The organism is Amycolatopsis japonica, assembly GCF_000732925.1.
GTDB lineage: Bacteria > Actinomycetota > Actinomycetes > Mycobacteriales > Pseudonocardiaceae > Amycolatopsis > Amycolatopsis japonica.
In genome coordinates this window covers 6,906,232-6,931,297 of the sequence record NZ_CP008953.1, presented here as the reverse complement: position 1 = coordinate 6,931,297, position 25,066 = coordinate 6,906,232, and the positions used below count along the sequence as shown (strand labels likewise).

Here is a 25,066-nt window from a genome sequence, read left to right as displayed (position 1 = left end):
CCAAAGGGAAAGATGCGTGACGGACGCTGAGGTTGCTTTTGTGAGAGCAGTGTCATCGTGACGCATCTTTCCCGCCCTGTCGGGCATCTTGCCCGGTGAGTGATCCACCGCAGGGACGACCGGGGAGAAGATGATGAGCCACCGCAAGATCCGACCGAACATCGCACGGCTCGCGAAGGGAATCGCCGCCTGCGCCGGTGTGCTCGCCGTCGTCGCCTGCAGCAACCCAGGGGCTCCCGCCGCCGCCCCGCGAACCTCCGCGCCCGTCGGTGGTGGCGGTGTCGAGACCTCCGCCGCGCCGACCGCCACCTCCGTGCCCACCACCACGGCCAAGCCGCCCGTCACCACCGGGAAACAGGCCGGCTCGGGCGGAAATCCCCGTTGTGCCACCACGGATCTTTCGCTCGCGCTCGGTTCTCCCAAGCCGAGCCCGAATTCGTCGGGGCAGCTCGACGTTCCGTTGACCTACAAGAACACTTCGTCGCGGACGTGCGCGCTGTACGGCGTTCCCGGCGTCGACCTGAACGGTCCCGAGGACCCGAACGGCCCGGTCTACCACCTGCCCCGGATCGACAACGGCGTGAAGTACAACGACGTTCCGGCGGGATCCACCGCGACCGCGACCATCACGATCCTGAAGCCCGCCGACGACTCGGCCACGTGGACGCCGACGCGGGTGACGACCATCCCGCCGGGGCAGACCCAGCCGCTCACCGCGAACTGGCCGTCGGATCTTCCTGTGCTGCGCCAGGATGCCGCGACGCGTCCGGGGACCTACGTGAACGGGATCCTGTCCGATCCCGCCTGAGCCTCGCCGCGATCACTCCAGTGACGTGTCGCCGAAGTGTTCGAGCAGCAGCCGCAGGCCGCCGATCAGTTCGGCCCACTGCGCCGGTTTCAGATCGGGCAGGAGGTCGGCTTCGTTCTCCAGGTGGAGGACGAAGACCTCGTCCACGACCTGACGTCCCTTGCCGGTCAGCCGGATCTTGACCGAACGCCGGTCGTCGCTGTCGCGCACCCGCTCGACCAGGCCCTTGGTCTCCATGCGGTCGATGCGGTTCGTGATCGCCCCGGACGTGACCATCGCGGCCTTGAGCAGCGCGCCGGGCGTCAGGCCGTCGGCTTCCCCGGAGCGGCGGAGCGTGGTGAGCACGTCGAACTCCCACGACTCCAGGTCGTGCTTGGCGTTGAACTCCTTGAGCTTCCGGTCGAGGATTCGCGAAAGCCGCTGAACGCGCCCGATCACCTCGGCGGGCCAGAGCTTGTCTTCGAGGTCCGGCCGCTCGTGTCGCCAAAGCGCGATCACCGCGTCCACCGCGTCGGCCATGACGTCCTCCAATCGTCTCAACATTAAGAGACTTGACATTGACAGAAGTCGCTGGTGTTATCTCAACGTTGAGATTATCAGTGAGGAGACATCATGGCGATCATCGCCGAGCGGCCCGTCGTCCCGGCGGAACCGGCGGCCGCGAAACCGACGCTGCGTGACGCCGGGCTCGCCGCGCTGGCCCCGGCCAGCTGGGGCACCGTCTACGTCGTCACCGCGACCCTGTTGCCCCCGGACCGGCCGCTTTTGGCCGCCGCGCTGCGGGCGCTCCCGGCCGGGCTGCTCCTGCTGGCACTGACCCGGCGGCTCCCGCACGGGTCGTGGTGGTGGAAGACGACGGTGCTCGGGATGCTCAACTTCGGCGCCTTCCTGCCGTTGATCTTCTTCGCCGCGTACCGCCTCCCCGGCGGGGTCGCCGCGACCCTCGGCGCCCTGCAACCCCTGCTGGTGGCGCTGCTCGCGCTCCCGATGCTCCGCGTCCGGACCCCGGCGCCGATCCTGCTCGCCGCGATCGCCGGCGCCGGTGGGGTCGCGCTGCTGACCCTTTCGTCGGAAGCCCGGCTCGACCCGCTCGGGCTGGCCGCCATGCTCGCCGCCGTCGGGCTCATGGCCGTTTCCCTGATCCTGACCAAGAAATGGGGCCGCCCTGAGCATCCGCTGGCGATGACCGGCTGGCAGCTGACCCTCGGCGGCATCGTCCTCGCCCCGGCGACGCTCCTGTTCGAAGGGCTCCCGAGCTCGCTGACGACGGCGAACCTGATCGGCTACGGCTACATCGGCATCGTCACCACCGCGCTGGCCTATCCGCTGTGGTTCCGCGGCATCGACCGGCTCGCCCCGGCGTCGGTCTCCCTGCTGACGCTGACCAACCCTCTCGTCGCCACCGCCGCGGGATTCCTGGTGCTGGGCCAGACCCTCACCGGCTGGCAGCTCACCGGATTCGCCGTCGCGCTCACCGCGTTGACGCTCAGCCAGACCCTCGCCCGGCCCGGTCGCGCAGGTGTCCGGTGAGCTCCGTGACGGTCGGGTGGTCGAACAGGACGCGGGCGGGGAGTTCGACGCCGGTCAGCTCCCGGAGCCGGGTCCGCAGATCGATGACGGCCAGGGAATCGAGTCCGAGTTCGGTGAACGGCTTGTCCATGGGGATCGTTCCCGGATCGTGGTGGCCGAGGACCTCGGCGAGTTCCACCCGCAGCAGCTCGCGCAGTTCCTGCTCCGTGGGCTGATCCGGCCAGCGCCGGTCGGGTGACGGCGGCGCGGGTCTCGCGGCGGGGCGGCCGAGACCGTCGGCGATCGGGGGCAGACCGGCGGCGGTGGGGTCGAGCCGGGCGGCGATCAGGACCGGTTCGGCGTGTCCGAGCGCGGCGTCGAACAGCGCCATTCCCTGCTCCAGGGTCAGCGCGGCCACCCCGGAGGTCTGGATGCGATGCCGCGCCGCTTCGGGGATCTTCGAGCCGAGGCCGATCTCCAGATCCCAGAGACCCCAAGCGATCGACGTCGCGGGAAGCCCTTCCGCCCGCCGTCGTACGGCCAACGCGTCGAGGTAGCGGTTCGCCGCCGCGTAGTTCGCTTGTCCCGCGTTGCCGAAAGTGCCGGCCAGCGAGGAAAAGAGCACGAAAGCCGACAGGGGGAGATGCCGGGTGGCCTCGTGCAGGATCGCCGCGGCGTCGGCCTTCGGGCGGAAGACGGTGTCGACCCCGGCGGTCGTCTGCGCGGTGAACGCGGCGTCGGCGACGACGGCGGCGGAGTGCACCACGGCGGTCAGCGGCGGGTCGCAGGAGTCGACCAGCTGTCGGACGAAGGCCGGATCGGCGATGTCGCCGTCGACGATCCGCACGTCGGCGGGCAGTTCGCGAAGCTCGTCCGCGCCGGGTGAGGACGAGCCGCGGCGGCTGACCAGCAGCAGATGCCGGACCCCGTGCGCGGCCACGAGATGCCGGGCCAGCGCCCCACCGAGCGCGCCGGTGCCGCCGGTGATCAGCACGGTCCCGGCCGGGTCGATCGGACGGCCGGACGCGGGCGCGGTGCGGGCGATCCGCAGCGCGTGCGGTACGCCGTCCCGGATCGACAGCTGGGGTTCGGGGTTGCCGCCGACGAGCTCGCGCACCTTCTCCACCGGGAGCGCGGTGTCGACCACGGTGACCAGGCCGCGGTACTCGCTCGACGCGGCGGCCCCGAGCCCGAAGAGGGCGGCCGACGCCGGATCGGCCGCGTCTCGGGTGACGACGACGGTGCGTTCCCCGCGCGGGAGGGTGTCCTGCAGCGCGGTGAGCGCGCTCCGGACGTCTTCGGTCTCGACGATCCGGACGTCGTCGGCGCGCGCGGCCGGGACGGGGATCCAGCGCGGCGCGTAGAGCATCGTGTTCCCGGCGGGCAGCGGCCGGGTGAGCAGCGATTCCACGACCGCGACGGGTGTTCCGGCCGGGTCGAAGAGTTCGACGCGGACTTCGCCGGGGCCGGACCGTACACAGTGGACTCGCGCCCGGCGCGCGGCGGGGGCGAACACGTGGACGCCGCTCCAGAAGAACGGCACGCGTGCTTCGTCTCCGGGTGCTCCGGCCAGCGCGAGGGTGTGCACCGCCGCGTCGAGCAGCACGGGATGCAGGGCGAACCGGCCGTCGACGTCTTCGGCGAGCGCGATGTCGGCGAACAGTTCGTCGCCGTCCTGCCACAGTCCGGTCACCGCGCGGAAGGCGGGACCGTAGTCGAGGGCCGCGTAAGCCCGGTCCACGTCGACCGATTCGGTGGCGGGAGGCGGCCACTCGCCCTTCCACGGCTGCGCGAAGACCTCGGAGGTCCCCAGACGGCCGGTGGCGTGCCGCGTCCAGGCGTCGGAGTCCTTGGCGTAGATGTCGATCCGGGGTCCGTCCACGACCACTTGGAGCGCGACGTCCTCTGACCGGCCGAGCCGCAGCGGCGCCTCGATCGTCAGCTCGGCTACGTTCGTTCCGCCCGCGTGCACGGCGAGTTCGACGAAGGCGCTGGCCGGGAACAGTGTCGCGCCACCGACGACGTGGTCGGCGAGCCAGCCGTGCGTGCGGACGCCCGCCGAACCGCCGTGCACGACCCTGGGCGAGTCGGGGGCGACGAGCGCCGGGCCGAGCATCGCATGGCCGTCGTGGCTCCGGCGCGGTTGCGGATCGAGCCAGAACCGCTCGCGCTGGAAGGGATACGTCGGCAGCGTGACCCGGCGGGCGCCGCTGCCGTCGAAAACCGATCGCCACGACACGGACACACCGGCGGTGTGCAGCTCGCCCGCCGCTTCCAGGACGCTCCGGCTCGTGTCCATAGTGGACACGGTGGGCAGTACCGATCCGGCGGCCCTGCTCAGCACCGCGGACGGGCCGATCTCCAGGCAGATGGCCGTTTCCGTCGCGGCGAGGGTGTCCAGCGCGTCGGCGAACCGGACCGTTTCCCTGGCGTGCCGCACCCAGTACTCCGGGTCGACGCCGGTGATCGCGCGGCCGGTCAGGCCGGAGATCAGGGTCGTCTCCGGTGCGCGGTAGGTCAGCCCGGTGGCGACCTCGTGGAATTCGGCGAGCATCGGGTCGATCAGCGGCGAATGGAACGCGTGGCTGACGCGCAGGCGTGTGGAACCCGGCCACTGGGCCGCGATCGCTTCGGTCACGCTCGCGGATCCGGACAGCACGAGGGATCGAGGGCCGTTGACGGCGGCGATCGCCACCTGGTCGGCGAATTCCCCGACCAGTGGGGCGACTTCGGCCTCGGCCGCCCGGACGGCGATCATGACGCCACCCGGCGGCAAAGCGGCCATCAGACGGCCGCGCGCGGCCACCAGGACACCGGCGTCCTCGAGGGAGAGGACACCGGCGACATGTGCGGCGGCGATCTCGCCGATCGAGTGCCCAGCGACCGTGCCGGGCCGGAGACCCCAGGATTCCAGCAGCCGGTACAGGGCGACTTCGTAGGCGAACAAGGCGGCTTGCGCGTGATCCGTCCGGTCGAGCAGCTCCCCGCCCTCGAACGCGACTTCACGGACTCCGCCGCCGAGCGCCTCACACGCCGCGTCGAACGCCTTGCGGAACAACGGGAACCGCTCCGACAGTTCCTTTCCCATTCCCGCGCGCTGCGCGCCCTGTCCGCTGAACAGGAACGCCGCGGCCGCCGGTCCGCGCACGGTCCGGCCGCGGCGTTCGCCCGTGGCGAGGGCGCGCAACGCGGCGAGATCGCCGGACGGGACCAGCGCGCGATGCTCCAGCGCGGAGCGGGTGGCGAGGGTGAACGCGACGTCGTCCTCGTCCCGGCCGCCCACGGTCGCCAGTAACCGGGAGGCGGCGGCTCGCAGCGCGCCGTCCCCGGCGGCGCTCAACAGCCACGGCGCTCCGAGAGACGCGGGAGTTCCATTTTCGGGCGAGGGCGGCGCTTCGGAGACGAGAACGTGCGCGTTGGTGCCGCCGATCCCGAACGCGGACACCCCGGCGTGCCGGGGTTTCGGCCCGGCACGCCATTCCCGGCCTTCGGCGAGCAGGCGCACATCGCCCGCGGACCAGTCGACGCGGGGGCTCGGCTCGTCGGCGTACAGCGACGGCGGCAAATGCCCGTGCCGCAAGGCTTCCACCATCTTGATCACCCCGGCGACGCCCGCCGCGGCCTGGGTGTGCCCGATGTTGGCCTTCACCGAGCCGAGCCACAGCGGCCGGTCACGCTCGCCACCGTAGGCGGCGATGAGGGCCTCCGCCTCGATCGGATCGCCGATCGGGGTGGCCGTTCCGTGCCCCTCCACCGCGTCGACGTCGGCCGGGGACAGACCGGCGTCGGCCAGCGCGGACGCGACGACCGCGCGCTGGGCCCGCCCGCTCGGCGCGGTCAGCCCGTTCGACGCCCCGTCGGAGTTGACGGCCGAACCGCTGAGCAGTGCCAGCACCGGATGCCCGTTCCGGCGGGCGTCCGACAGCCGCTCCAGGAGGACGACGCCCGCGCCCTCGGACCACGCCGTGCCGTCGGCGCCCGCCGCGTAGGAGCGGCATCGGCCGTCCGGCGAAAGGCCGCGCTGGCGGCTGAATTCCAGGAACGTGCGCGGGGACGACATCACCGTCGCGCCACCGGCCACGGCGAGCGAACACTCGCCGGCACGCAGCGCGCGCACGGCCCAATGCAGTGCCACCAGCGACGAGGAGCAGGCGGTGTCGACCGTGACCGCCGGGCCGTGCAGCCCGAAGGTGTAGGAGATCCGGCCGGACGCGAGCGCGTGCGAGGACCCGATGCCCAGCCGTCCCTCCATCCGATGCCCTTCGAACCGGCTGGCGTAGTCCTCGTTCATCACGCCGACGAACACCCCGGTGTCGCTTCCGCGCAGCGTGGCGGTGTCGAGGCCGGCACGTTCGAACAGCTCCCACGACGTCTCCAGCAGCAACCGCTGCTGAGGGTCGGTCGACAGGGCCTCGCGCGGCGACATCCCGAACAGGGCGGGGTCGAAATCCATGGCGTCGTACACGAATCCGCCGCGGCGGGTGGTGGAACCGCCGAGCCTGCCGGGATCCGGGTCGTATCGGACGGAGTGCTCCCAGCCCCGGTCGGTGGGGAAGTCGCCGGTCGCGTCGACGCCACCGGCCACCAGGTTCCACAGGGCCTCGGGCGACGTCACGCCGCCGGGGAACCGGCACGCGGTCGCGACGACGGCGATCGGTTCGTCGTCGCGAGCGGGAACGGCTCTTTTCGTCGCGGGTCTGCTTTCCCCGGCCAGGAGCCGTTCGAGCTCGGCGATGACCGCGGCCGGGGTCGGGAAGTCGTAGACGAGCGCTTGGGGGAGGGCCAATCCGGTCGCCTCGGCCAGCCGGTGCCGCAACTGCACGCCGCCCACCGACGTCAGGCCCAGTTCGGCGAACGGCCGGTCGCGCCACCGCTCGCCGACGTCGCACAGTTCGGCGATCGCCTCGCGCACCAGCGTTTCCGCCACGGGTGGCGGAACGCGCAAATCCTTCCGCAGCGCTTTCCCCGACGGCGTCCGGGGAAGGCTTTCGACGAGGTGGAAGGCAACCGGAACCTTGTACGCGGAGAGCCGGTGGCGGCACAGGCGGCGTACCGCGTCGAGATCCGGCTCGTCGGAGACGAGGAACGCCACCGGGACCGCGCCGAGGACCTCGTCGGGTCTTCCCGTCACCAGAACGTCTTTGACGCCAGGGACTTCGGCGATGACCGCCTCGATCTCCGTCGGGTGCACGTTCTGGCCGCCGCAGACGATGACGTCGTCGGCGCGGCCTTCGAGGATGAGCCGCCCCTCGGCGAGACCGCCCACATCACCGGTCCGGTACCAGCCGTCCGGCCCCGCGGCGCTCGGCGCCACTCCGGGACCGCGCACCTCGATCTGCTCGTCGACGACGCGGACCTCCATCCCCGGCACCGGTGTCAGATGATCCTCGCCGGGGAGCTGGACGGCGATCTTGCCACCGGTTTCCGTGCTGCCGTAACCGTCGAGGACTTCGATGCCGAACAGGTCCCTGACGGCGGCGCGAGTCGGCGCGGTGCACGGCGAGCCTCCGGAGAGGCACAGGCGTGGCGCGGGGAGATCGCCGCGGACCTCCTGACGCAGATTCAGAAACGTCGCCGGGACACCGGCGAGGACACCGCCGGGGAACGCCGTGAGCGCCCCGCGCAGATCGCGGTCGACGATCCTCGTGTGCGTGCCCAACGCGATCGTCCCGGCGAAGGCCAGCGACAACGCGTACGCGTGGTGCAACGGAAGCGGCCACAGAACGGTGTCTTCGCCGGAGATCCCGTACATCGGCCCGTAGCAGGCGGCCGACGACCAGAGCATCGCGCGCTGGGTCGTCAGCACGCCTTTGGGGCGGCCGGTCGTGCCGGAGGTGTAGAGCAGCCAAGCGGGTTCGTCGAGGCCGAGATCGTCGCGCGGTTCACCCCGCGGGGGCGACGGCTCGTCCTCGACGAACACCACTCGTAGCCGGAGCTTTCGCGTGAGCTCCGCGTGCCTGGCTTCGGTGATCAGCAGAACGGCGCCGGAATCGTCGGCGACACGGGCGAGTTCGGCCGCCGTCGACCGCGCGCTCACCGGAACACCGACCCCGCCCGCCCGCAGCACCGCCAGGCTGTACTCGGCGAATTCGACCCGCCCGCCGATGTGGACCAGCACCCGTTCACCGCGGGCGATCCCGAGCCCCGCCGCCAGCCGGCCGCTCGACTCCAGCAGTTCCCCGAAGGTCAGGGTCCGGTGCTCGTCGGTGAACGCCGGCCGGGCGGGCTGCCGTTCGCGTAACAAGGTCACCAGCGGGCGGATCTCGGTCATCCTTCGAAGGTATAGGCGCGCGGGTCGGCGCGGCGACGTGCTCAGCTTCCCGAACGGGCACTTTTCGCCGACGGATCGCGCATCAGGCGGCCTTTTCGTTCCGCTCGGTCGCGGACCAGCCGTCGTCGTCCTGGTCGAGGCCGGAAACGGTGCCATAGAAGACACTTTCGGCGTTCTGGTCACCGGAGAGGTGGAACCGCAGCCACGCGGTGATGGCGCCGATGGCCCGGTCGCGGGTCTCGCCCTGGAGGAAGTGCGTGGCGCCCTTCAGCTGGCCATACACGGCGGGAACCTGGTCGCAGGCAAGGAATCGGCTGCGCACGTAGAAGGCGGGCACGACGACGTCGGCCTGCCCGGACACGAAGAAGGCGGGTCCGTGCAGCTTGTTCACGTTGCCCTGCGGGCCGGGCATGATCGGCAGCGTGGTCTTGACGAGCGGGTCCGCCCCGGCCGCGATCGCGCCGCCCCCGCCCTGCGAATGCCCGGCGGCGGCGATCTTCCCGGTGGCGATGCGGCCCTGGAAGACGCTGCCCGCACGGGAGTTCTCCGCGATCAGATACCGGGCGCCCGCCAGCATCTCCTGGCCGGATCCCGACTGGCCGGTGTTCGCGGCCGCGACGACGTAACCCCAGCTCGCGAGGTGGGTGAAAAGCTGCTCGTACTGGTCGACGGTGGCGTTCGTGCCGTTGCCCCAGATCAGCACCGGATGCTCGGTGCCGTCAGAGGCGATGTCGGCCGGGTAGTAGAGGGTGTGCGCCGGACCGCCTGTCGCCTTGACCGCCTTGTGCGGCCCGGCTTTCTCGTACACGCGCGGACTGGTCGGGGCGGCCGCCGACGCGGCGACGGCGGTCTGCGGGACCGCCGTCGCCGACACGGCCAGCGCCAGCACGGTCAGCAATGCCCTGCGGCTCAAGGAACGCATGGTGTCTCCGAACGGTTTCGAGGAGTGATCTCGTGATCATTCCAAGCGGAGCGCTTGTTGTTTCCTGGAAGTCCCCAGAATCGCGGCGGGGCGGATTGTGAACGGTGACAATCGGCGGAACGGAATGAATACGGGTACTTATTCAACCGCGGTTGATCGCAAGTACATGAAGGCCCCCTTCCTTGCGTCTAGCGCAAGGAAGGGGGCCTTCAGGTACTGCAAGGGCGAGCGAGCCACTCACGAGGCCTATGCGGTCCAGGTGACCGGAAGCTCGTGCACGCCGTAGATGTTCATGTCGGTCTTGAGCTTGACCTCCTCGGCGGGCACGGCGAGCGCGAGTGTCGGGAAACGGCGCAGCAGTCCCTCGAAACCCGCGCGCATCTCGATCCGCGCCAGCTGCTGCCCGAGGCACTGGTGGATGCCGTGCCCGAACGACAGCAGACCGCGGGCGTTGCGGTGCAGGTCCAAGGCATCGGGGTTTTCGAACCGTCGCGGATCACGGTTGGCGGCCAGCAGCGAGATGATCACCGTCGACCCCGCGGGGATCGTTTCGCCGCCGAGCTCCAGATCCTCCGTGGCGTAACGGAAGAAGATGTCGGCGACGGACAGGTAGCGAAGCAGTTCTTCGACGGCGCCGGGGAGCAGCTCCGCGTCGGCCCGCAGTTCGGCGAGCTGCTCAGGGTGCTCCAGGAGCGCGAAGGTGCCCAGCGCCAGCATGTTCGCGGTGGTCTCGTGTCCGGCGAGCAGCAGCAGGAACGCGGCGCCCGCCAGTTCCTCGATGGTGAGGTCTTCGTGGCGGCCGAGGTCGGACAGGATGTCGTCGCCGGGCGTCTCGCGTTTGCGGGTGACCAGTTCGGTGAGGAACGTGTTCATCCCGATGAACGCGGCCATCTTCTCCTCCAGCGTCTGGTCCCTGACCATGAGCTGCGCGGAGTTGGCCTGGAAGCTCTCGCGGTCCTCGTAGGGGACGCCGAGCAGCTCGCAGATCACCAGCGACGGCACCGGCAGCGCGAACTCCTTGACCAGGTCGATCGGCGGAGTCAGGTTCGCCATCGCGTCCAGCTGCCGTTCAGTGATCTCGACTATGTGCTCTTCGAGCTGCTTCATCCGCTTCACGGTGAAGGCGCCGGTCAGCCGCTTCCGCAGCCGGCCGTGGTCCGGCGGGTCCATCGCGACGAACATGCCCGGCATCGGCGGCGACGGTTCGGTCGGAGCGGGCATCCCCGTCTCGTACGGCACGTGCAGGATGCCGATGTCCTGGCGCGAGCTGAACCGGGTGTCGGCCATCATCTGCCGGACCTCGTCGTAGCCGGTGACGAGCCATCCTTCGTGACCGTCGGGGAAGACCATGGGACTCACCGGGCGGGCCTCGCGCAGCCGGGTGATCTCGCGGGGCGGGTCGAAGGGCCCCGCGTCGCGCTCCATCGGGAGGCCCTGCGGGACGGGAACCGTCTGAGTCATCGCTTCGCCTTTCGTGGTGGTTGTGACGGCAACTCTCCCCGCGAGGCCTGACATCCGGCTGACACGGCGCTGACACCACCCGTGTCAGCGCCGTGGCGGGGCCGTGTCAGCGCGGCCGCCCAAAGTGGTGCCCATGAACGACACAGCGATCGCGGTCTCCGGACTGCGCAAGACCTTCGGCGACAAGGTCGTGCTCGACGGCATAGACCTCGAAGTCCAGGCGGGCACCATCTTCTCCTTGCTCGGCCCGAACGGGGCGGGGAAGACCACGACGGTGAACCTGCTGACCACCCTGATGAAGGCCGACGGCGGGACCGCGAAGGTCGCGGGCCACGACCTGGTGACCGAGGCCAAGGCGGTGCGCGCCGCGATCGGCGTCACCGGCCAGTTCGCGGCGGTCGACGAGCTGCTGACCGGCCAGGAGAACCTCCAGCTGATGGTGGACCTGAGCCGCGGGAAAGCGGGCAAGAACGTCGTGTCCGAGCTGCTGGAACGCTTCGACCTGGTGGAATCGGCGCGCAAGCCGGCGTCGACCTACTCGGGCGGTATGCGCCGGAAGCTGGATCTGGCGATGACGCTCGTCGGCGATCCGCGGATCATCTTCCTCGACGAGCCCACCACGGGCCTGGACCCGCGCAGCCGTCGCACGATGTGGTCGATCATCCGCGAGCTGGTGGCGGGCGGCGTGACCGTCTTCCTCACCACCCAGTACCTCGAGGAAGCCGACCAGCTCGCCGACCGGATCGCGGTCCTCGACCAGGGCCGCCTGGTCGCGCAGGGCACGCCCGCCGAGCTCAAGCGCCGGATGCCCGGCACGCACGTCCGGCTCCACTTCACCACCGTCGCCGAACTCGACGCGGCGGCCCGGATCTTCCCCGGAGCCACTCGCGACGACGAGGAACTCGACCTGCGGATCCCCAGCGACACCGGGACGAAATCCCTGCGCTCGCTGCTCGACCGGCTCGACGAGTACTCGATCGCCGCCGAAGAGTTCTCCGTCCACACCCCTGATCTCGATGACGTTTTCCTCGCCCTGACCGGCCACGACACGGAGGCAGCCCGATGAACTCCCCCTCGACGGTGATGTTGCGCCGCAACTTCAAGCACCTCGTCCGCAACCCGACCTCGGTGTTCAACGCGATCCTGATGCCGGTGGTGATGATGCTGATGTTCGTCTACGTCTTCGGGGACGCGTTCAGCGTCGGCGTCGACTACATCGACTACGCGACACCGGGTTTGATGCTGCTGGCCGTCTGCTACGGCCTCGGCGCCACCGCGACCGCGGTGAACTCCGACATGACCAAGGGCATCATCAACCGGTTCAAGGTCATGGACGTCTCCCGTGGCGCCGTGCTGACCGGGCACGTCATCGCCAGCGTGCTGACCAACCTGGTCGCCATCGCGGCGCTCACCGGGGTGGCCTTCCTGCTCGGCTTCTCGCCGGCGGCCGGTTTCCTCGACTGGCTCGGCGTGGTCGGTATCGTCGTCCTGCTCGGTTTCGCGGCGGCCTGGCTCACGGTCGCGCTGGGACTGGCGGCGAAATCCCCGGAAACCGCGGGAATGGCCTCGGTGCCGCTGGTCATGCTGCCGTTCTTCAGCAGCGCGATCGTGCCCGCCGAGAAGATGGGGCCGGGGCTCCGGGAGTTCGCCCAGTACCAGCCCTTCACGCCGATCATCGAGACCCTGCGCGGGCTTCTCAACGGGGCACCCGCCGCGGGCGACGTGCTCCCGGCCCTCGGCTGGTGCGCCGGGATCGCGCTCGCCGGATACCTGTGGGCGTCCTCGACGTTCAAGAAGCGAGCGTGACCTCGGCCAGCTGTTTCCAGTCCGCCGCAGCGCCTTCTCGCGCCGCCTCCGCGAACTTCGCTTCGCCGAGGCGGCGCAGCACTGTCTCATCGATGCGGGTCACGTCCGGCCGGGACCGGTCCGGCAGCCCGCGCAGTTCGTCGGCCGCCCCGAGCAGCCGCGCGGCCTGCTCGGCATCGTCTTGGCGCAGGGCCAGATCCGCGATGCCGACGAGCACGTGGGCGATCAAGGGCTGGTACTGCACTTCACTCGCCGCCTGATAGGCCGATTGCCGGTGTTCACGGGACCGGCCGAGATCGTCGGTGAAGTAACCGCGAAGGTCGTGGGTGATGGCGCGGACGTGTCCCAATCCCGCTTCGTCGCCCATCACGGTCGTCGCGAAGTCGAGCTGCTTCGCCGCTTCCTCGGTTTCGCCACGCCAGTGGAGGAGTTCCGCCTGCGAGAGGGCGAACATGCCCAGGGCACCCGGCCAGGTGACCCGCTCGGCGCGCCGTTCCGCATCGGCCGCGGCGGCGGCGCTGGCCTCCTCGTCGCCCATCAGCCAGAACAGCTGTGCCTGTCGCGACCGCAGCCGGATCAGGTCCTCGACGGAACCGACCTCGGTCACCACCGTGACCGCCTGTTCGTAGTACTCGCACGCGGTGGCGAACTCGCCGCGCGTGGCGAGCCGGTCCGCCAGTTCGGTCAGGGCGAACGAGATCCCGAACCGTTCCCCGATGGCCCGGAACTCGCTGAGCGCCCCCTCGAGATATTCGTCCGCCTCCCGGCCGGGATGGCCGAGCGAGACGCGCATCTTGCCGAGGTGCAGCCTGCCCAGCGCGCGGACCCAAGGGTTTTCGTCCGCCAGCACCGGTTCCCACGCGGACAGCGCCTCGTCTCCGGCCAGCATGCGTTCCAGCGGGACGACGAGGCCCAGCAGCGGATGCTTCTTCTCGGTGCGCGTGCCCAGCCGGTACGACTCGTGGATCCACTTCGCCGCGGTGTGCTCGTCGGCGAAACCGGAACTCACGAAGAGTGAGACGAGCCCGTACACGACGGCCGCGATCTCTTCCGGCACCTCGCCCGGCGTTTTGACGGCCGCGCTGACCAGCTCCATGCCTTCCGTGCGGTGCCCGCTGAGCCACCAGTACCAGCCACAGGCCGCCGCGAGCCGCATCGCTTCCGGCGCTTCGCCCGCCGTGAGGGCGCCGCGCATCGCCGCGGTGATGTTGTCGTGCTCGGCGTTGAGCTTGGCGAGCCATTCCAGCTGCTCGGCCTGGCGGAGCATCGGCTCGGCGGCCTCGGCGAGGCCGGTGAAATACGCGAGATGCGCGTGGCGTGCCAGCAGCGTTCCGTCCGCCTCGGCGAGCCGTTGCGCGGCGTACTCCTTGATCGTGCCGAGCATCCGGTAGCGCGGAGCCTCGTCGCCCGCGGAGACCAGCAGCGATTTCTCGGTCAGCGCGGTGAGCAGTTCGAGGACCTCGTACTCCTCGACGGCCTCGCTGACGCAGACCCGCTCGGCCGCTTCCAGGCTCGCCCCGCCCGAGAACACCGAGAGACGGCACAAGACCGTCCGTTCGGCGTCGGACAGCAGCTCCCAGCTCCAGTCGACCATGGCGCGCAACGTCCGGTGCCGGGGCAGCGCGGTCCGGCTGCCGCCGGTGAGCAGGCGGAACCGGTCGTCGAGCCGGTTCGCGAGCTGCTCGACGGACATCGTGCGCAGCCTGGCCGCGGCCAGCTCGATCGCCAGCGGCATCCCGTCCAGGATCCGGCACACGCGCGCCATCGTGTCGAGAGTGGTCTTGTCGGCCACGAAATCCTTGCGCACCGCGCTCGCCCGGTCCCGCAGCAACCGGACGGCGGGGGAGGACTCGATCTCGCCGGGGGCGGCGTGCCGGTCCGGGACGGCCAGCGGCACGACATGCCACAACGTCTCGCCGGTGATGCCGAGCGGCTCCCGGCTCGTCGCCAGGATCCGGAGACGACGACATTCCCCGAGCACCCGATGGGCGAAGGCCGCGGCCGCCTCGATCACGTGCTCGCAGTTGTCCAGGATCAGCAGGACTTCCCGGTCGCGGATCGCGGCGACGACCCGCTCGGCGGGTTCGGCGTTCGACGAGTCGCCGAGCAGCGCGTCCCGCAGGCCCAGCGCCGCGAGCGTCGCTTGAGCTACGTCATCATCCGGGCCGATGGCCGCGAGCTCCACCAGCCACGCCCCGTCCGGGAGGTCGCCGAGCACGGCGCGCGCGGTTTCCGTGGCCAGCCTGGTCTTCCCCGAACCGCCGGGCCCGATCAGGGTGGTGAGCCGGCGCTCGGCGACGAGCTCGCGGACCTTGGCGACGTCGTCGTCCTTGCCGACGAAGCTGGTCAGCTCGGCGCGCACGTTGGTCTTGCGGTTCTCCTCGCGCCGTCCCAGCTCGCCCCGCAGCAGCTGGACGTGCACCGCGGACAGTTCCGGCGAGGGATCGACGCCGAGCGCGTCGGCCAGTGCTTCCCGCGTGCGCTGGTAGACGAGCAGCGCTTCGGTGTCACGGCCGGTCGCCGCGAGGGCCCGCAGCAACGCGGCGACGAGCCGCTCGCGCAGCGGGTGCGCGGCCACCAGATCGGTCAGCTCGGTGACCAGGTTCGCGCCGTGCCCGAGGTCGAGTTCCGCGTCGAACCGGTCCTCCAACGCCGTCAGGCGAAGCCCTTCGAGCCGGGTGACCGCGGCGTCGAACGCGCCGCTGTCCTGCAGGCCGACGTCCTGCATGGCCGCCCCGCGCCACAGCCCGAGCGCCTCGCGCAGCCGCCTCGGCTCCTCGTCGCCGCGAGCCTGCTCGATGAGCCGCTCGAAACGCACGGCGTCGACGTCTTCGGGCGCCACCTTCAGCCGGTAGCCATCGGTCTGACCCTCGACGACGCCGTCCGGGAGCACCTTCCGCAGCCGGGAAACCAAGCGCTGCAAGGCGTTCGTCGCGTCGGCCGGGGGCTGCTCGCCCCAGATCCAGTCGACGAGCGTCGCTTTCGGGACCACACGGCCCGGCTCGAGCGCGAGGGCGATCAACAGCCCGCGCAGCCGCGCGCCCGGCACGTCGGCGAGCCCGCCGTCGTCCGTGTGCACCTCGAAGGGCCCCAGCATCCCGATCCGCATTGGGCCGATTTTGCCACGGGTGACCAGGGGACTTACGACTCGCCGGTGATCCTCGCCGAACCGATCGAAGCCGCAGTGATCGCCCTGGCGGCGGCCTGTGTCGACGAACCTGAGTTCAGGCCGGTGAGCGACGCCCGGTCGAGGGCGTGCACGACGAATTCGTAGGTGTTCACGGTCGAGGGCGAGCACGGGCCCTGGTAGCCGTAGAGACTGGCGCTGCCGCGGTAGTAGACCTGCCTGGAGCCGGCGGGGACCGGCGGCCGGTAGACGTGCTGGACGTTCTGGGGGAGCGAGGCCGTGGACGCCGGGATGTCGTAGATGACCCAATGGATGAGGTTGGCGTTGTCGAGGTCGCGCATGACGATCGCGTAGCTCTTCGCCGCGGCGGGAGCGCCCGACCAGGCCAGCGGCGGCGACTCGTTCTTCTTGGCCGGATCGTTCCCGCCGCCGCTGGTGCACTCGTGCACCTTGGGCATGAGGCCGCCGTTGGCGAACGCGGTGCTGGACAGGGTGAACGCGTTTTGCGCCGCCGACGCCGCGGGGGAAAGGCAGGCGGCGCCGAGGGCGAACAGGGCGCAGAACACGATTCTCGTTGCTCTCACTGGAGTCTCCCGAGGCCGTTTGTGGTTCTCGTGCGCGGAATTCAGCGTAGGGAGCCCGGAAAGCGGCGGCTAGCGCACTTTTCCGGCCGAACGAGGTGTTTTCCCCGGGCTCAGGCGCGTCTCACGCGTGATCAGAGGCGGAACTCACGTGATTGAACGGCGAACTCGCGTGATTGGGAGGCGAACTCGCGTGATTGGGAGGCGAACACGCCGGGAACCAGATCCGCCGCGTGATCGCCGTCCGGACACGCGAGTTCCGCCTTCAATCACGCGAGTTCCGCTTTCAATCACGTGAAAACGGCTCAGGCGCGCACGAGCACCGAGAAGTAGATCGGCCTGCTGGCCGGGAACAGTTCCCGGTTCTCCTCGTCGACCATCTTCCAGAAGACCTTGCAGTCGGCGGGCGCGGTCGGCGGGGCGCTCACGGTGACCGTCACCTGCACGTTCCCCTGCGGGGCGGTGTCGTTGACCGGGATCCGGTCCGGGGTGCGGCAGGCACCGGGCGCGACCGGGAGGTCGGTGCGGCGCAGATACCGCTTCCGCCATTCGACGGTGCCGGTGTTCTTGAGCTCCCACACCTTCACGAACTGGCTGCCCGGTTTGACCACGGTGTCGTCGGGGATGGTGACGTCGGCGACGAACTTGCTCGCGTCACCGGGATGGGGCGGCACGGACGGGTCCTTCGCGTCCGGCAGCAGGACGACCACGACGGCGGCGATCGCGGCGACGGCGACGAGGGCGAGCGTCACCAGGAGGAGTTTGGACCGCGACCGCGGCGCGGGATCCGGTTCGCGGTCGGCGGCGAGCACGAGCTGGACACCCTGCCATCGGGCGTGCCATTCCTCTTCGTCACCGTCGCAGGCGCGGACGAACTCCCGGACCGTCTCCCACGGCTGCAACCGCTTGCCGGTGACGGTGAGGTGCAGGGTCGCGTGGGACACCGCGCCGGACTTCGCGGCCATCTTCCGGAAGGACGGCTCCCCGGCTCGCGTCCGGAGCTTCCGCAGCTCCTCCATGAACGCTTCGAGCTCCGGTGCCCGTTCTCCTGTTCGCGGTTCCGGCACGCTCCCCCTCGCGATCGTGTCCAACGTGACAACGCTTTTCGTCACTCTTCGCGGCTTGGTGACTATATCGCGAAGAGTGTCCGGATCGCCGCGCCGACCAGCGGGATCGGGCCGCCGCGCGCGCTGTCAAACGCTGTCAACCTGCGGTTTTTGACGTCAGACGTTCCGTACAGGCGGTTCCGGGTGACACCGCTTCCGGGCCAGTGTCGGTCCCGAGCTGCTCACGGGGAGCAGCCATCGAGTGAAGGAGCAGTCATGCGCAAGGTGGCAACCGCCGCGATGTTCGCCGCTCTGTCCGGGGCCACGCTGGGGATGACGGCGGCACAGCCCGCGGTGGCCGCACCCTCGGTCAACATGGAGGCCGTGGTCAAGGCGGCCATGTGGGATCCGTACAAGGCCGACCAGTCGATCACGCCGGGCTCCGGGGAGAGCGTCAAGGTGGTCGAGCAGGCGCTGGCCGCGAAGAACCTGCTCGACAAGAAGCAGGTCGACGGGCACTTCGGCACCTCGACGGTGACCGCCTACCAGAAGTACCAGAAGTCGCTGGGCCACAGCGGCCTCGCCGCGAGCGGTCTGCCGGGCAAGGGCTCGCTGACCGAACTGGGCAAGGGCCGCTACACGGTGACCGCGCCGATCGGCGTCGGCTCGAAGACCAGCCTGGACGGCAAGACGGTCAACAAGCGCACGGCCGACATGATCGCGGCCGCGGAGAAGAAGGCCGGGGTCAAGTTCACCATCACGCAGGGCTCGTACAACGCCGGCGGGGTGGGCGCTTCGGGCGGTACGCACGACGGCGGCGGCGCGGTCGACATCTCGGTGAACAACATCTCGAACAAGACCGCCGCGGTGAAGGCACTGCGCGAGGTCGGGTTCGCCGCGTGGCACCGCACGCCGAGCCAGGGCGACTGGGTGGAGCACATCCACGGCATCGCGATCAGCGACACCGACATGTCGCCGCAGGCGCAGGCCCAGGCCGGTGACTACTTCAAGGGCCTCAACGGGTTGGCGAGCCACGCCAAGGACGACGGCCCCAAGGTGAAGAAGGTGACCTGGGAGGAATTCAAGCGTGGGTGACGCCACGGCGTTCCGGACGGGGCGGGCGGCTTCGGTCGCCCGCCCCGTCAGCGCGGGCCGGTCCGGCGCCAGTGTTCGGCCGCTTCGCTCATGTCCTTGCGCAGATGCCGGAAGAACCGGCTGGTGGCGTCCAGCCGGGCGCCCGCCGGGCCGTCGAGCAGGGCGGCACCTCGCCGGGTGACTTCAGCCCATTGGGTCATCGCTTCGAGGCTCGTCTGCCATGCGCGGTAGCCGAAGTCGTCGTCGATGACATATCGCTGCCGCCTGCCCTCACGCTCACGAGTGATCAGGCCGCGTTGTTCGAGCCAGCCGACGGCCTTGGACACCGACGCGGGGCTGACCTCCAGCCTGGCGACCAGTTCGGCGGCGGTACCGCCACCGGTGTCCGCGGTGAACAGGCACGCCAGGACCCTGGCCATCATGACCGGGACGCCGGTCGCGGCCATCGTTTCGGCGAATTCGGTTTCGAAGTCGCGCAGCGTTTCCGGGGGCTGCGCGGTTTCCGGCGGCGGGCCGGGTTTGCGGCGGCGCGCCCGCCATCGCGTCGCCTGCTGCGCCTGATCCGCCCGGTAACCGTGGGCGCCGCCGTTGCGCGCCACTTCCCGGATCACGGTCGATTTGGGGCGTTCCATCCGGCGGGCGATTTCGGCGTAGGCGAGCCCCGCCGACAGTCCCGACGCGATCCGCTCGCGCTCGTCGTGGGTCAAACGGTTTCCCGGCACCTGTCCTCCGGTGCATTCAGTGGCATGGTCATTGCATCGATTCTAGGTTCTGTGTTGCAGGAATAGGAAAAACGAGCCTACGGTTTCTTTGTAAGCGAAGAAATCAGGAGGTGCACCCGGGATGACGGCCAAGGTATGCCTGGTCACCGGAGCTTCGTCGGGGATCGGCCACGCCACCGCGCTGGAACTCTTGCGCGCCGGGCACATCGTCTACGGCGCCGCGAGGCGTGTGGAGAAGATGGACGACCTCCGCGCGGCGGGCGGCCAGGTGCTCAAGATGGACGCTCGGAACGAGGACGATCTCCGCCGAGCGGTCGGCACCGTTCTCGACGAGCGGCAACGAATCGACGTCCTGGTCAACAACGCGGGGACGGTGCTGCACGGCGCCGTCGAGGACGTGCCGCTCGACAGCGCGCGCGACCAGCTCGAAGTCAATCTCCTCGCGCCCGCCAGGCTCGTTCAACTCGTCCTGCCTGCCATGCGGAGCAGGCGATCCGGCACGATCGTCAACGTCTCGTCGATCGGCGGCGAGATCTCCTTGCCGTTCGGCGCTTGGTACTACGCGTCGAAGCACGCGCTCGAAGCCTTCTCCGACACGCTCCGGATGGAGGTCGAGCCGTTCGGCATCGACGTCGTCATCATCCAGCCGGGCATCATCAAAACCGAGTTCGAGGACCAGACTTCCGCGCAGTTGCGGGAGAATTCCGGCCACGGGGCTTATCGCGAGATGGCGGAAGCCATGGCGCGGCACGGGGAAACCGGGCTCAGCGACGGCTCCGACCCTTCCGTCGTCGTGGGCGCCATCCGCAGCGCCATCGAAGCCGAGAAGCCGGAGACGCGGTACGCCGTCGGTCACCTCGCCGAGCAGCTCCTGGAGCTCAACAGGACGCTGCCGGATCGCGAATTCGACCAGCTGGCCATGCGCGCGACGAAGTAGCTCAACCGCTCGGCTGTTTCTCGACGACCCTCCGGTGGCGAGTGCGCGCGACACCGATCCACAGCAGGACGGTGACGACGGCGCCCGGTGCCGCGGTCAGGTACACCGGCCACGCGCGGAAGCCGGACACCCACAGCATCGTGACCAGGCCGAAGGTGATCAATGTCCAGATCAGCGCGAGTGCGCCCCCTCGCCGCCGCCACCGGGCGGTGAGGCCGCGCACGCTGTCCCCAAGTCGGCTCACACCGGTGAATACCCGCTCATCGCCTGGTCAACCCCCGGAAATCAGGCGCGGAGGTAACCGGTGATCATCGCCACGAGCTCGTTCTCGAGCCGCGTGACGTCGATGGAGCCCGGCGAGGCGATGAGCTGGTGCACGGTGAGCTCCACGGTCGACGCGACGAGCCGGGCCGCGGTGTCCTTGTCCCGCACGCGGACTTCGGGATGGCCGTGGAGCAGTTCCCGCAGGTCGCCGATCATCTCCCATTCCAGCCGGGTGATCCGTTCCAGCAGTTCGCCGGAACGGGGCGCCTGCTCGATCATGATCTGTAGCAGCCGCGGATCGTCGAGATGGTTCTCGATCACCGTGCGCACGAAAGCCCGGATGACGGTTTCGAGCGGTTCCGGTGATTCCTTGTACCGGCGCAGCGTCTCGGTGGTCCGGTCGCCGTCGAGGTGGCGGGTCAGCAACTCGGCCAGGATCGCGTCCTTGTTCGGGTAGTACTGATACAGCGAACCGATCGAGATCCGGGCCCGTTCGGCGATCCGGTTCGTCGTCCCCGCGGCGTACCCGTACTCGGCGAAAACGTGAGCAGCCGCCGTGAGGATGCGCTGCCTGGTGAGCTCGGCCCGGACCTGGCGAGGCTGTTTACGTGGCTGAAGCCGTCGTTGCTCCGACGTCATGACACTCCCGGTGAAGCGGCGTGAAAGCGAGTAGCGAGCGGGCTGAACAATTGCTCATAATTGTGCCATGACCAGCACTGATACGCGTCCGCGCAGGCTGTCGCCCGAAGAGGTCCGTGCCCGGCTGGGGGAGCCGGAGGCCATGATCAGGGCCAAGGTCCACGACCGGATCGACCGGCACGGCCACCGGTTCATCGCCCATGCCCCGTTCGTGGCGATGGCGACGTCGGACGCGACGGGCCTGCCCGACTGCTCGCCGCGCGGCGACTACCCCGGCTTCGTGAAGGTGCTCGACGAGCGCACCCTGGCGATTCCCGACCGGCCGGGCAACAAACTCGCCGACTCGTTCCGCAATCTCGCGGAGAACGACGGGATCGGCCTGATGTTCGTGGTCCCCGGCGTGCGGGAGGTGTTCCGGGTCAACGGTCGCGCCTATCCCACCGACGAGCCGGACGTGCTCGCCAGGATGCGCACCGAAGGCAAACCGGCGGTCTTGGCGATCATCGTCGACGTGGTGGAGACCTTCTTCCACTGCGGCCGCGCGCTGATCCGGTCCCGGCTCTGGGATCCCGCGAGTCAGGCGCTGGCGGACGAATTGCCGTCCGTCGGCGAGGTCGCCGCCGAGCAGATGGGTCCCGGCGTCGATCCCGAGGTACTCCAGACCATGCTCGAAACCGGCTACCGGCAGTTGTACTGAGGTGATCCCGTTGACGCAGAAGACCGTTCTCGACCGCGTGGAACCGGTGGCCGATGGTGTCGTCTCGCTGGTGTTGTGCGGCGCCGAGGGACCGTTGGCGCCCTGGGAGCCGGGCGCGCATGTCGATCTGTCCCTGCCGAATTGGCTGACCCGGCAGTATTCCCTGTGCGGGGACCCGGCCGATCGCGGTGGCTACCGGGTCGCCGTCCGCCACGACCGGCTGAGCCGGGGCGGTTCGGAATACGTCCACCTGTTCCTGCGCGCGGGCCGCACCCTCGATGTTTCGTTGCCGCGCAACAACTTCCCGTTGCTGCCCGCCCCGGAGTATTTGTTCATCGCGGGCGGGATCGGCATCACGCCCATCGTGCCGATGCTCGCGGCGGCGGGTGACTCGGCCAGGTTGGTGTACGTCGGCAGGTCCGAAGCGACCATGCCGTTCGCCGCCGAACTCAAGGCGGCGTACGGCGACAGGGTGCGCCTGCACACGGACGGCAGACCCGATTTCGCCGCGTTGGCGGCCGGACTCGGCCCGGACGCGCTGGTCTACTGCTGCGGCCCCGCGTCGATGCTCGACGCGGCCGAGGCGGCGTTCCCCGCGCACCGCCTGCACCTCGAACGGTTTCGGCCGGTTGCCAAGGAATTCGCGCCCGATGTGCCGTTCGACGTGCACTGCGTCCGTTCCGGCCGGACGGTGTCGGTCGCCGCGGAGGAGTCGTTGTTGGATGCCTTGAACCACGCTGGGTTCCGGATCCCGTCCGGGTGCCGCGAAGGCGTTTGCGGGAGTTGCGAGATCCGCGTCGTCGGTGGGGAACCGGAGCACCGCGACGACATCGGCGCGCCGGACGGGCGGATGTACTGCTGTGTTTCGCGTGCGTCTTCGCGGTTGGACGTCGACCTCTGACCCGGCGTAGGCGCTACGCCGTATTGCTCACGATGCGCAGGGTTCCGTCGGCAAGGACGTGTCCGGCCCTGAACGCGTCGGTGACGTTCGGGGCGTCGAGCCAGTCCGCGTCCAGGTCTTCGTCCCAGCCGAAGATCTGCTCGGCGATCGTCAGGGCCCGCGTGTCTTCGCCACGCAAAAGCGCTTCGGCGATTCGCAGATACTCCCCGGGACGGTGGCCGGCGTAGCGCGTCGCCATCGCGGCCACGTCCTCGACCATCCGCCGTCCTTGATCGGGATAGAGGGCGGCAAGGCAGGCGAGTACGTATCGGGTCGCGGGTGGTTCGGCCTCCCACCGGGTCAGGAGCGCGGGAAGTTGCTCGCCGACGGCGATGTGCACGTCCGGTGTCCACGGAGCCGCGTCGGGGGCCCGTCCCCGCACGGACGCGGGTTCGGCGTCGGCGAGGACGCCGGCCGGAAGGCAATCCGCCGCTGTGACCAGCCATGTGTAGAGGTCGAGCCGCCGGGAGGCACGGAGGCCGCCTGTGGTGATCAACCGGCCGACGAACGGCAGCGCGGGGGCTGTCGCGGAATAGCAGCTCCCCTGGTGAAGCAGGTTGTCGCCGAAGAGTTCGTCGAGGAGTGCATCCCAGTTGTCGTCGTCTCGCGCGAGCGCCCGGATCAGCTCGGGAATGTCCTCCGCCGGACCGTGGGCATGGTCGAGCTCGCTCCATTCGATCTCGTCCAGCCCGCTCGGATCGGCGTGTGCGTCGGAGACGGGATCCGGAGTCAGTTCCAGGGCGTACGACGGAGGCGCGGGCGCGATCACGACGGTGGGGACAGGCGGCCGCGCACCGGGGTTGGTGCGCACGATCGGCGCGTTCCGGAAATGCGTGAGCATGCCGGGGTCGCATCGGCTGCCACCTTGTCGGTATCCGCCGAAGCCACGCGCCAGGCGGGCAGCGGCCTTGCCGACGGCGTCGATGGTCCGATGTCCCTGGACGTCGACCGGATACGGGCCCTCGTCCAACGCGCACACGATCCAGCCCTCGGCCTGCGCCGGGCGTGCCACGACCATCGCGAAGCCGTACTCGGCCAGAGCTTCGGTCAACGCTTCGGCGCTCACCCTGTCGGGGACCGCGTAGTTGTGCGTGCCCGCTATCGCCGACCAACCGGCCATGGCCGCCCCCTTATGTCACCGCAAGACTGCCAGAGCCGACGTATACGGATCGTCGGCGCCCGCTGGCTAGGCTCACGCGGATGGTGGAACCCGCATACGATCCCGAACTCGCAGCCGTCCTGCCCGCGTTGAAGGGGAACGTGCCGGTCGGTATGACGGCGGATCAGCTGGAGCGGTACCGGGCGTTGCCGTTCCCGACGATCGAAGAACAGATCGGCGATCGCCCGGTCACCTGGACCGATCACACGATCCCCGGATACGGCGGCGCGGAGATCACCGTTTCGGTCATCGCGCGCCGGGATCATCGCGGCGGCGGGCCGGGGATCTACCACGTGCACGGCGGCGGAATGGTGATGGGCGACCGGTTCGCGTCGGTGGGGCCGCTCGTCGAATGGGCGATGAAGCACGACGCCGTCGCGGTCACCGTCGAATTCCGCCGCGCGCCCGAACATCCGGATCCGGTGCCGGTGGAGGACTGCTACGCCGGCCTGGAGTGGATGGCCGCGCACGCGGACGAGCTGGGCTTCGACCCGGGCAAGCTGGTCATCTTCGGCGGCAGCGGCGGAGGCGGCCTGGCCGCCGGGGTCACGCTCCTGGCGCGCGACCGCGGCGGGCCGGCGCTGTGCGGCCAGTTGCTCCAGTGCCCGATGATCGACGACCGGAACGACACCGGGTCCGCGCGCCGGTACGACGGCGTCGGCGTCTGGGATCGGACGAGCAACCTGACGGCGTGGACGATGGTCCTCGGCGATCGGCGAGGCGGCCCCGACGTCTCGCCGTATGCCGCTCCGGCCCGCGCGACGGATCTCGGCGGACTGCCGCCGACGTTCATCGACGTCGCCGCCGCCGAGGTGTTCCGCGACGAGGCCGTGGCCTACGCGAGCGCGATCTGGGCGGCCGGGGGAGAGGCGGAATTGCACGTCTGGGGCGGCGCGTTCCATGGCTTTTACGATCTCGCACCGGAAACGGCCGTCGCCCGATCGTGTCTCGCCGCCCGCGATTCCTGGCTGGACCGGCTGCTCGCCGGACGTGAATGAATTTCCCCGAATTGCCGCCGCACCGGGCCGGTGTAACCCTGGTCATACCGAACGACACCACCACCACGAAGTACAGGAGTCGTT

Annotated in this window: 20 protein-coding genes; 9 read left to right on the top strand and 11 right to left on the bottom strand. The window is 69.9% G+C overall.

The genetic code is table 11. The features are described from left to right. The first annotated feature begins 133 nt into the window (after positions 1-133). Positions 134-808: a DUF4232 domain-containing protein gene (locus tag AJAP_RS31910; protein WP_038518378.1), complete on the top strand. Its 675-nt coding sequence runs from the start codon at positions 134-136 to the stop codon at positions 806-808. A 12-nt stretch (positions 809-820) separates the two neighbouring features. Here AJAP_RS31910 and AJAP_RS31905 read toward each other — a convergent pair whose 3' ends face one another. Then, positions 821-1,327 carry a MarR family winged helix-turn-helix transcriptional regulator gene (locus AJAP_RS31905; protein WP_038518375.1) on the bottom strand — a complete coding sequence of 169 codons (507 nt, stop codon included), beginning with the start codon at positions 1,325-1,327 and terminating at the stop codon, positions 821-823. 93 nt (positions 1,328-1,420) lie between these two features. Here AJAP_RS31905 and AJAP_RS31900 point away from each other — a divergent pair, with 93 nt between their 5' ends. Next, the gene (locus AJAP_RS31900; protein WP_038518373.1) at positions 1,421-2,338 is read left to right on the top strand and encodes an EamA family transporter; all 918 of its coding nucleotides are present in this window, start codon (positions 1,421-1,423) and stop codon (positions 2,336-2,338) included. Here the strand turns inward: AJAP_RS31900 and AJAP_RS31895 are convergent. The 3 genes from AJAP_RS31895 to AJAP_RS31885 form a co-directional block, all read right to left on the bottom strand. Then, complete coding sequence (locus AJAP_RS31895; RefSeq protein WP_038518370.1) at positions 2,295-8,588, bottom strand: type I polyketide synthase; 6,294 nt, start codon at positions 8,586-8,588, stop codon at positions 2,295-2,297. The genes AJAP_RS31900 and AJAP_RS31895 overlap by 44 nt on opposite strands. An 82-nt stretch (positions 8,589-8,670) precedes the next feature. Beyond that, positions 8,671-9,510, bottom strand: a complete 840-nt coding sequence (locus AJAP_RS31890; RefSeq protein WP_051972663.1) for a poly(ethylene terephthalate) hydrolase family protein — start codon at positions 9,508-9,510, stop codon at positions 8,671-8,673. A 246-nt stretch (positions 9,511-9,756) separates the two neighbouring features. After that, positions 9,757-10,971 carry a cytochrome P450 gene (locus tag AJAP_RS31885; RefSeq protein WP_038518367.1) on the bottom strand — a complete coding sequence of 405 codons (1,215 nt, stop codon included), beginning with the start codon at positions 10,969-10,971 and terminating at the stop codon, positions 9,757-9,759. Between the two features lie 133 nt (positions 10,972-11,104). Here AJAP_RS31885 and AJAP_RS31880 point away from each other — a divergent pair, with 133 nt between their 5' ends. Together AJAP_RS31880 and AJAP_RS31875 are read left to right on the top strand one after the other, a co-directional pair. Next, complete coding sequence (locus tag AJAP_RS31880; protein WP_038518364.1) at positions 11,105-12,037, top strand: daunorubicin resistance protein DrrA family ABC transporter ATP-binding protein; 933 nt, start codon at positions 11,105-11,107, stop codon at positions 12,035-12,037. Then, on the top strand, positions 12,034-12,777 hold the full coding sequence (locus tag AJAP_RS31875) for an ABC transporter permease (RefSeq protein ID WP_038518361.1): 744 nt from the start codon (positions 12,034-12,036) through the stop codon (positions 12,775-12,777). Before AJAP_RS31880 ends, AJAP_RS31875 begins: the two co-directional genes overlap by 4 nt. Here the strand turns inward: AJAP_RS31875 and AJAP_RS31870 are convergent. The 3 genes from AJAP_RS31870 to AJAP_RS31860 form a co-directional block, all read right to left on the bottom strand. Further along, positions 12,761-15,886 carry a BTAD domain-containing putative transcriptional regulator gene (locus AJAP_RS31870; RefSeq protein ID WP_038518358.1) on the bottom strand — a complete coding sequence of 1,042 codons (3,126 nt, stop codon included), beginning with the start codon at positions 15,884-15,886 and terminating at the stop codon, positions 12,761-12,763. The genes AJAP_RS31875 and AJAP_RS31870 overlap by 17 nt on opposite strands. A 32-nt stretch (positions 15,887-15,918) precedes the next feature. Beyond that, the gene (locus AJAP_RS31865; protein ID WP_038518355.1) at positions 15,919-16,470 is read right to left on the bottom strand and encodes a YbhB/YbcL family Raf kinase inhibitor-like protein; all 552 of its coding nucleotides are present in this window, start codon (positions 16,468-16,470) and stop codon (positions 15,919-15,921) included. A 320-nt stretch (positions 16,471-16,790) separates the two neighbouring features. Continuing rightward, positions 16,791-17,552, bottom strand: a complete 762-nt coding sequence (locus AJAP_RS31860) for an NBR1-Ig-like domain-containing protein (protein ID WP_038524283.1) — start codon at positions 17,550-17,552, stop codon at positions 16,791-16,793. 255 nt (positions 17,553-17,807) lie between these two features. On the opposite strand from AJAP_RS31860, the gene AJAP_RS31855 reads away from it, so the two are divergent. Next, positions 17,808-18,626 carry a peptidoglycan-binding domain-containing protein gene (locus AJAP_RS31855; protein WP_038518352.1) on the top strand — a complete coding sequence of 273 codons (819 nt, stop codon included), beginning with the start codon at positions 17,808-17,810 and terminating at the stop codon, positions 18,624-18,626. Between the two features lie 47 nt (positions 18,627-18,673). Here AJAP_RS31855 and AJAP_RS31850 read toward each other — a convergent pair whose 3' ends face one another. Then, positions 18,674-19,348, bottom strand: coding sequence for a GbsR/MarR family transcriptional regulator (locus AJAP_RS31850; RefSeq protein ID WP_038518350.1), 675 nt, complete (start codon positions 19,346-19,348; stop codon positions 18,674-18,676). A gap of 121 nt (positions 19,349-19,469) precedes the next feature. On the opposite strand from AJAP_RS31850, the gene AJAP_RS31845 reads away from it, so the two are divergent. After that, positions 19,470-20,285, top strand: a complete 816-nt coding sequence (locus AJAP_RS31845) for an oxidoreductase (protein WP_038518346.1) — start codon at positions 19,470-19,472, stop codon at positions 20,283-20,285. Position 20,286: 1 nt separating this feature from the next. On the opposite strand, the gene AJAP_RS31840 is transcribed toward AJAP_RS31845, so the two are convergent. Further along, the gene (locus tag AJAP_RS31840; RefSeq protein ID WP_228694666.1) at positions 20,287-20,529 is read right to left on the bottom strand and encodes a hypothetical protein; all 243 of its coding nucleotides are present in this window, start codon (positions 20,527-20,529) and stop codon (positions 20,287-20,289) included. 41 nt (positions 20,530-20,570) lie between these two features. Further along, positions 20,571-21,188 carry a TetR/AcrR family transcriptional regulator gene (locus AJAP_RS31835; RefSeq protein WP_038518340.1) on the bottom strand — a complete coding sequence of 206 codons (618 nt, stop codon included), beginning with the start codon at positions 21,186-21,188 and terminating at the stop codon, positions 20,571-20,573. 67 nt (positions 21,189-21,255) lie between these two features. Here AJAP_RS31835 and AJAP_RS31830 point away from each other — a divergent pair, with 67 nt between their 5' ends. Both AJAP_RS31830 and AJAP_RS31825 read left to right on the top strand, forming a co-directional pair. Further along, positions 21,256-21,885 (top strand): MSMEG_1061 family FMN-dependent PPOX-type flavoprotein, encoded by a 630-nt coding sequence (locus AJAP_RS31830; protein ID WP_038518337.1) that lies wholly within the window; start codon positions 21,256-21,258, stop codon positions 21,883-21,885. A 4-nt stretch (positions 21,886-21,889) separates the two neighbouring features. Beyond that, a complete protein-coding gene (locus AJAP_RS31825; protein WP_202965596.1) occupies positions 21,890-22,786 on the top strand; it encodes a PDR/VanB family oxidoreductase in 897 nt (298 codons plus the stop codon). Between the two features lie 13 nt (positions 22,787-22,799). On the opposite strand, the gene AJAP_RS31820 is transcribed toward AJAP_RS31825, so the two are convergent. After that, positions 22,800-23,945, bottom strand: a complete 1,146-nt coding sequence (locus AJAP_RS31820; RefSeq protein ID WP_038518334.1) for a hypothetical protein — start codon at positions 23,943-23,945, stop codon at positions 22,800-22,802. Positions 23,946-24,025: 80 nt separating this feature from the next. On the opposite strand from AJAP_RS31820, the gene AJAP_RS31815 reads away from it, so the two are divergent. Then, the gene (locus tag AJAP_RS31815; RefSeq protein WP_038518331.1) at positions 24,026-24,982 is read left to right on the top strand and encodes an alpha/beta hydrolase; all 957 of its coding nucleotides are present in this window, start codon (positions 24,026-24,028) and stop codon (positions 24,980-24,982) included. Positions 24,983-25,066 lie beyond the last annotated feature (84 nt).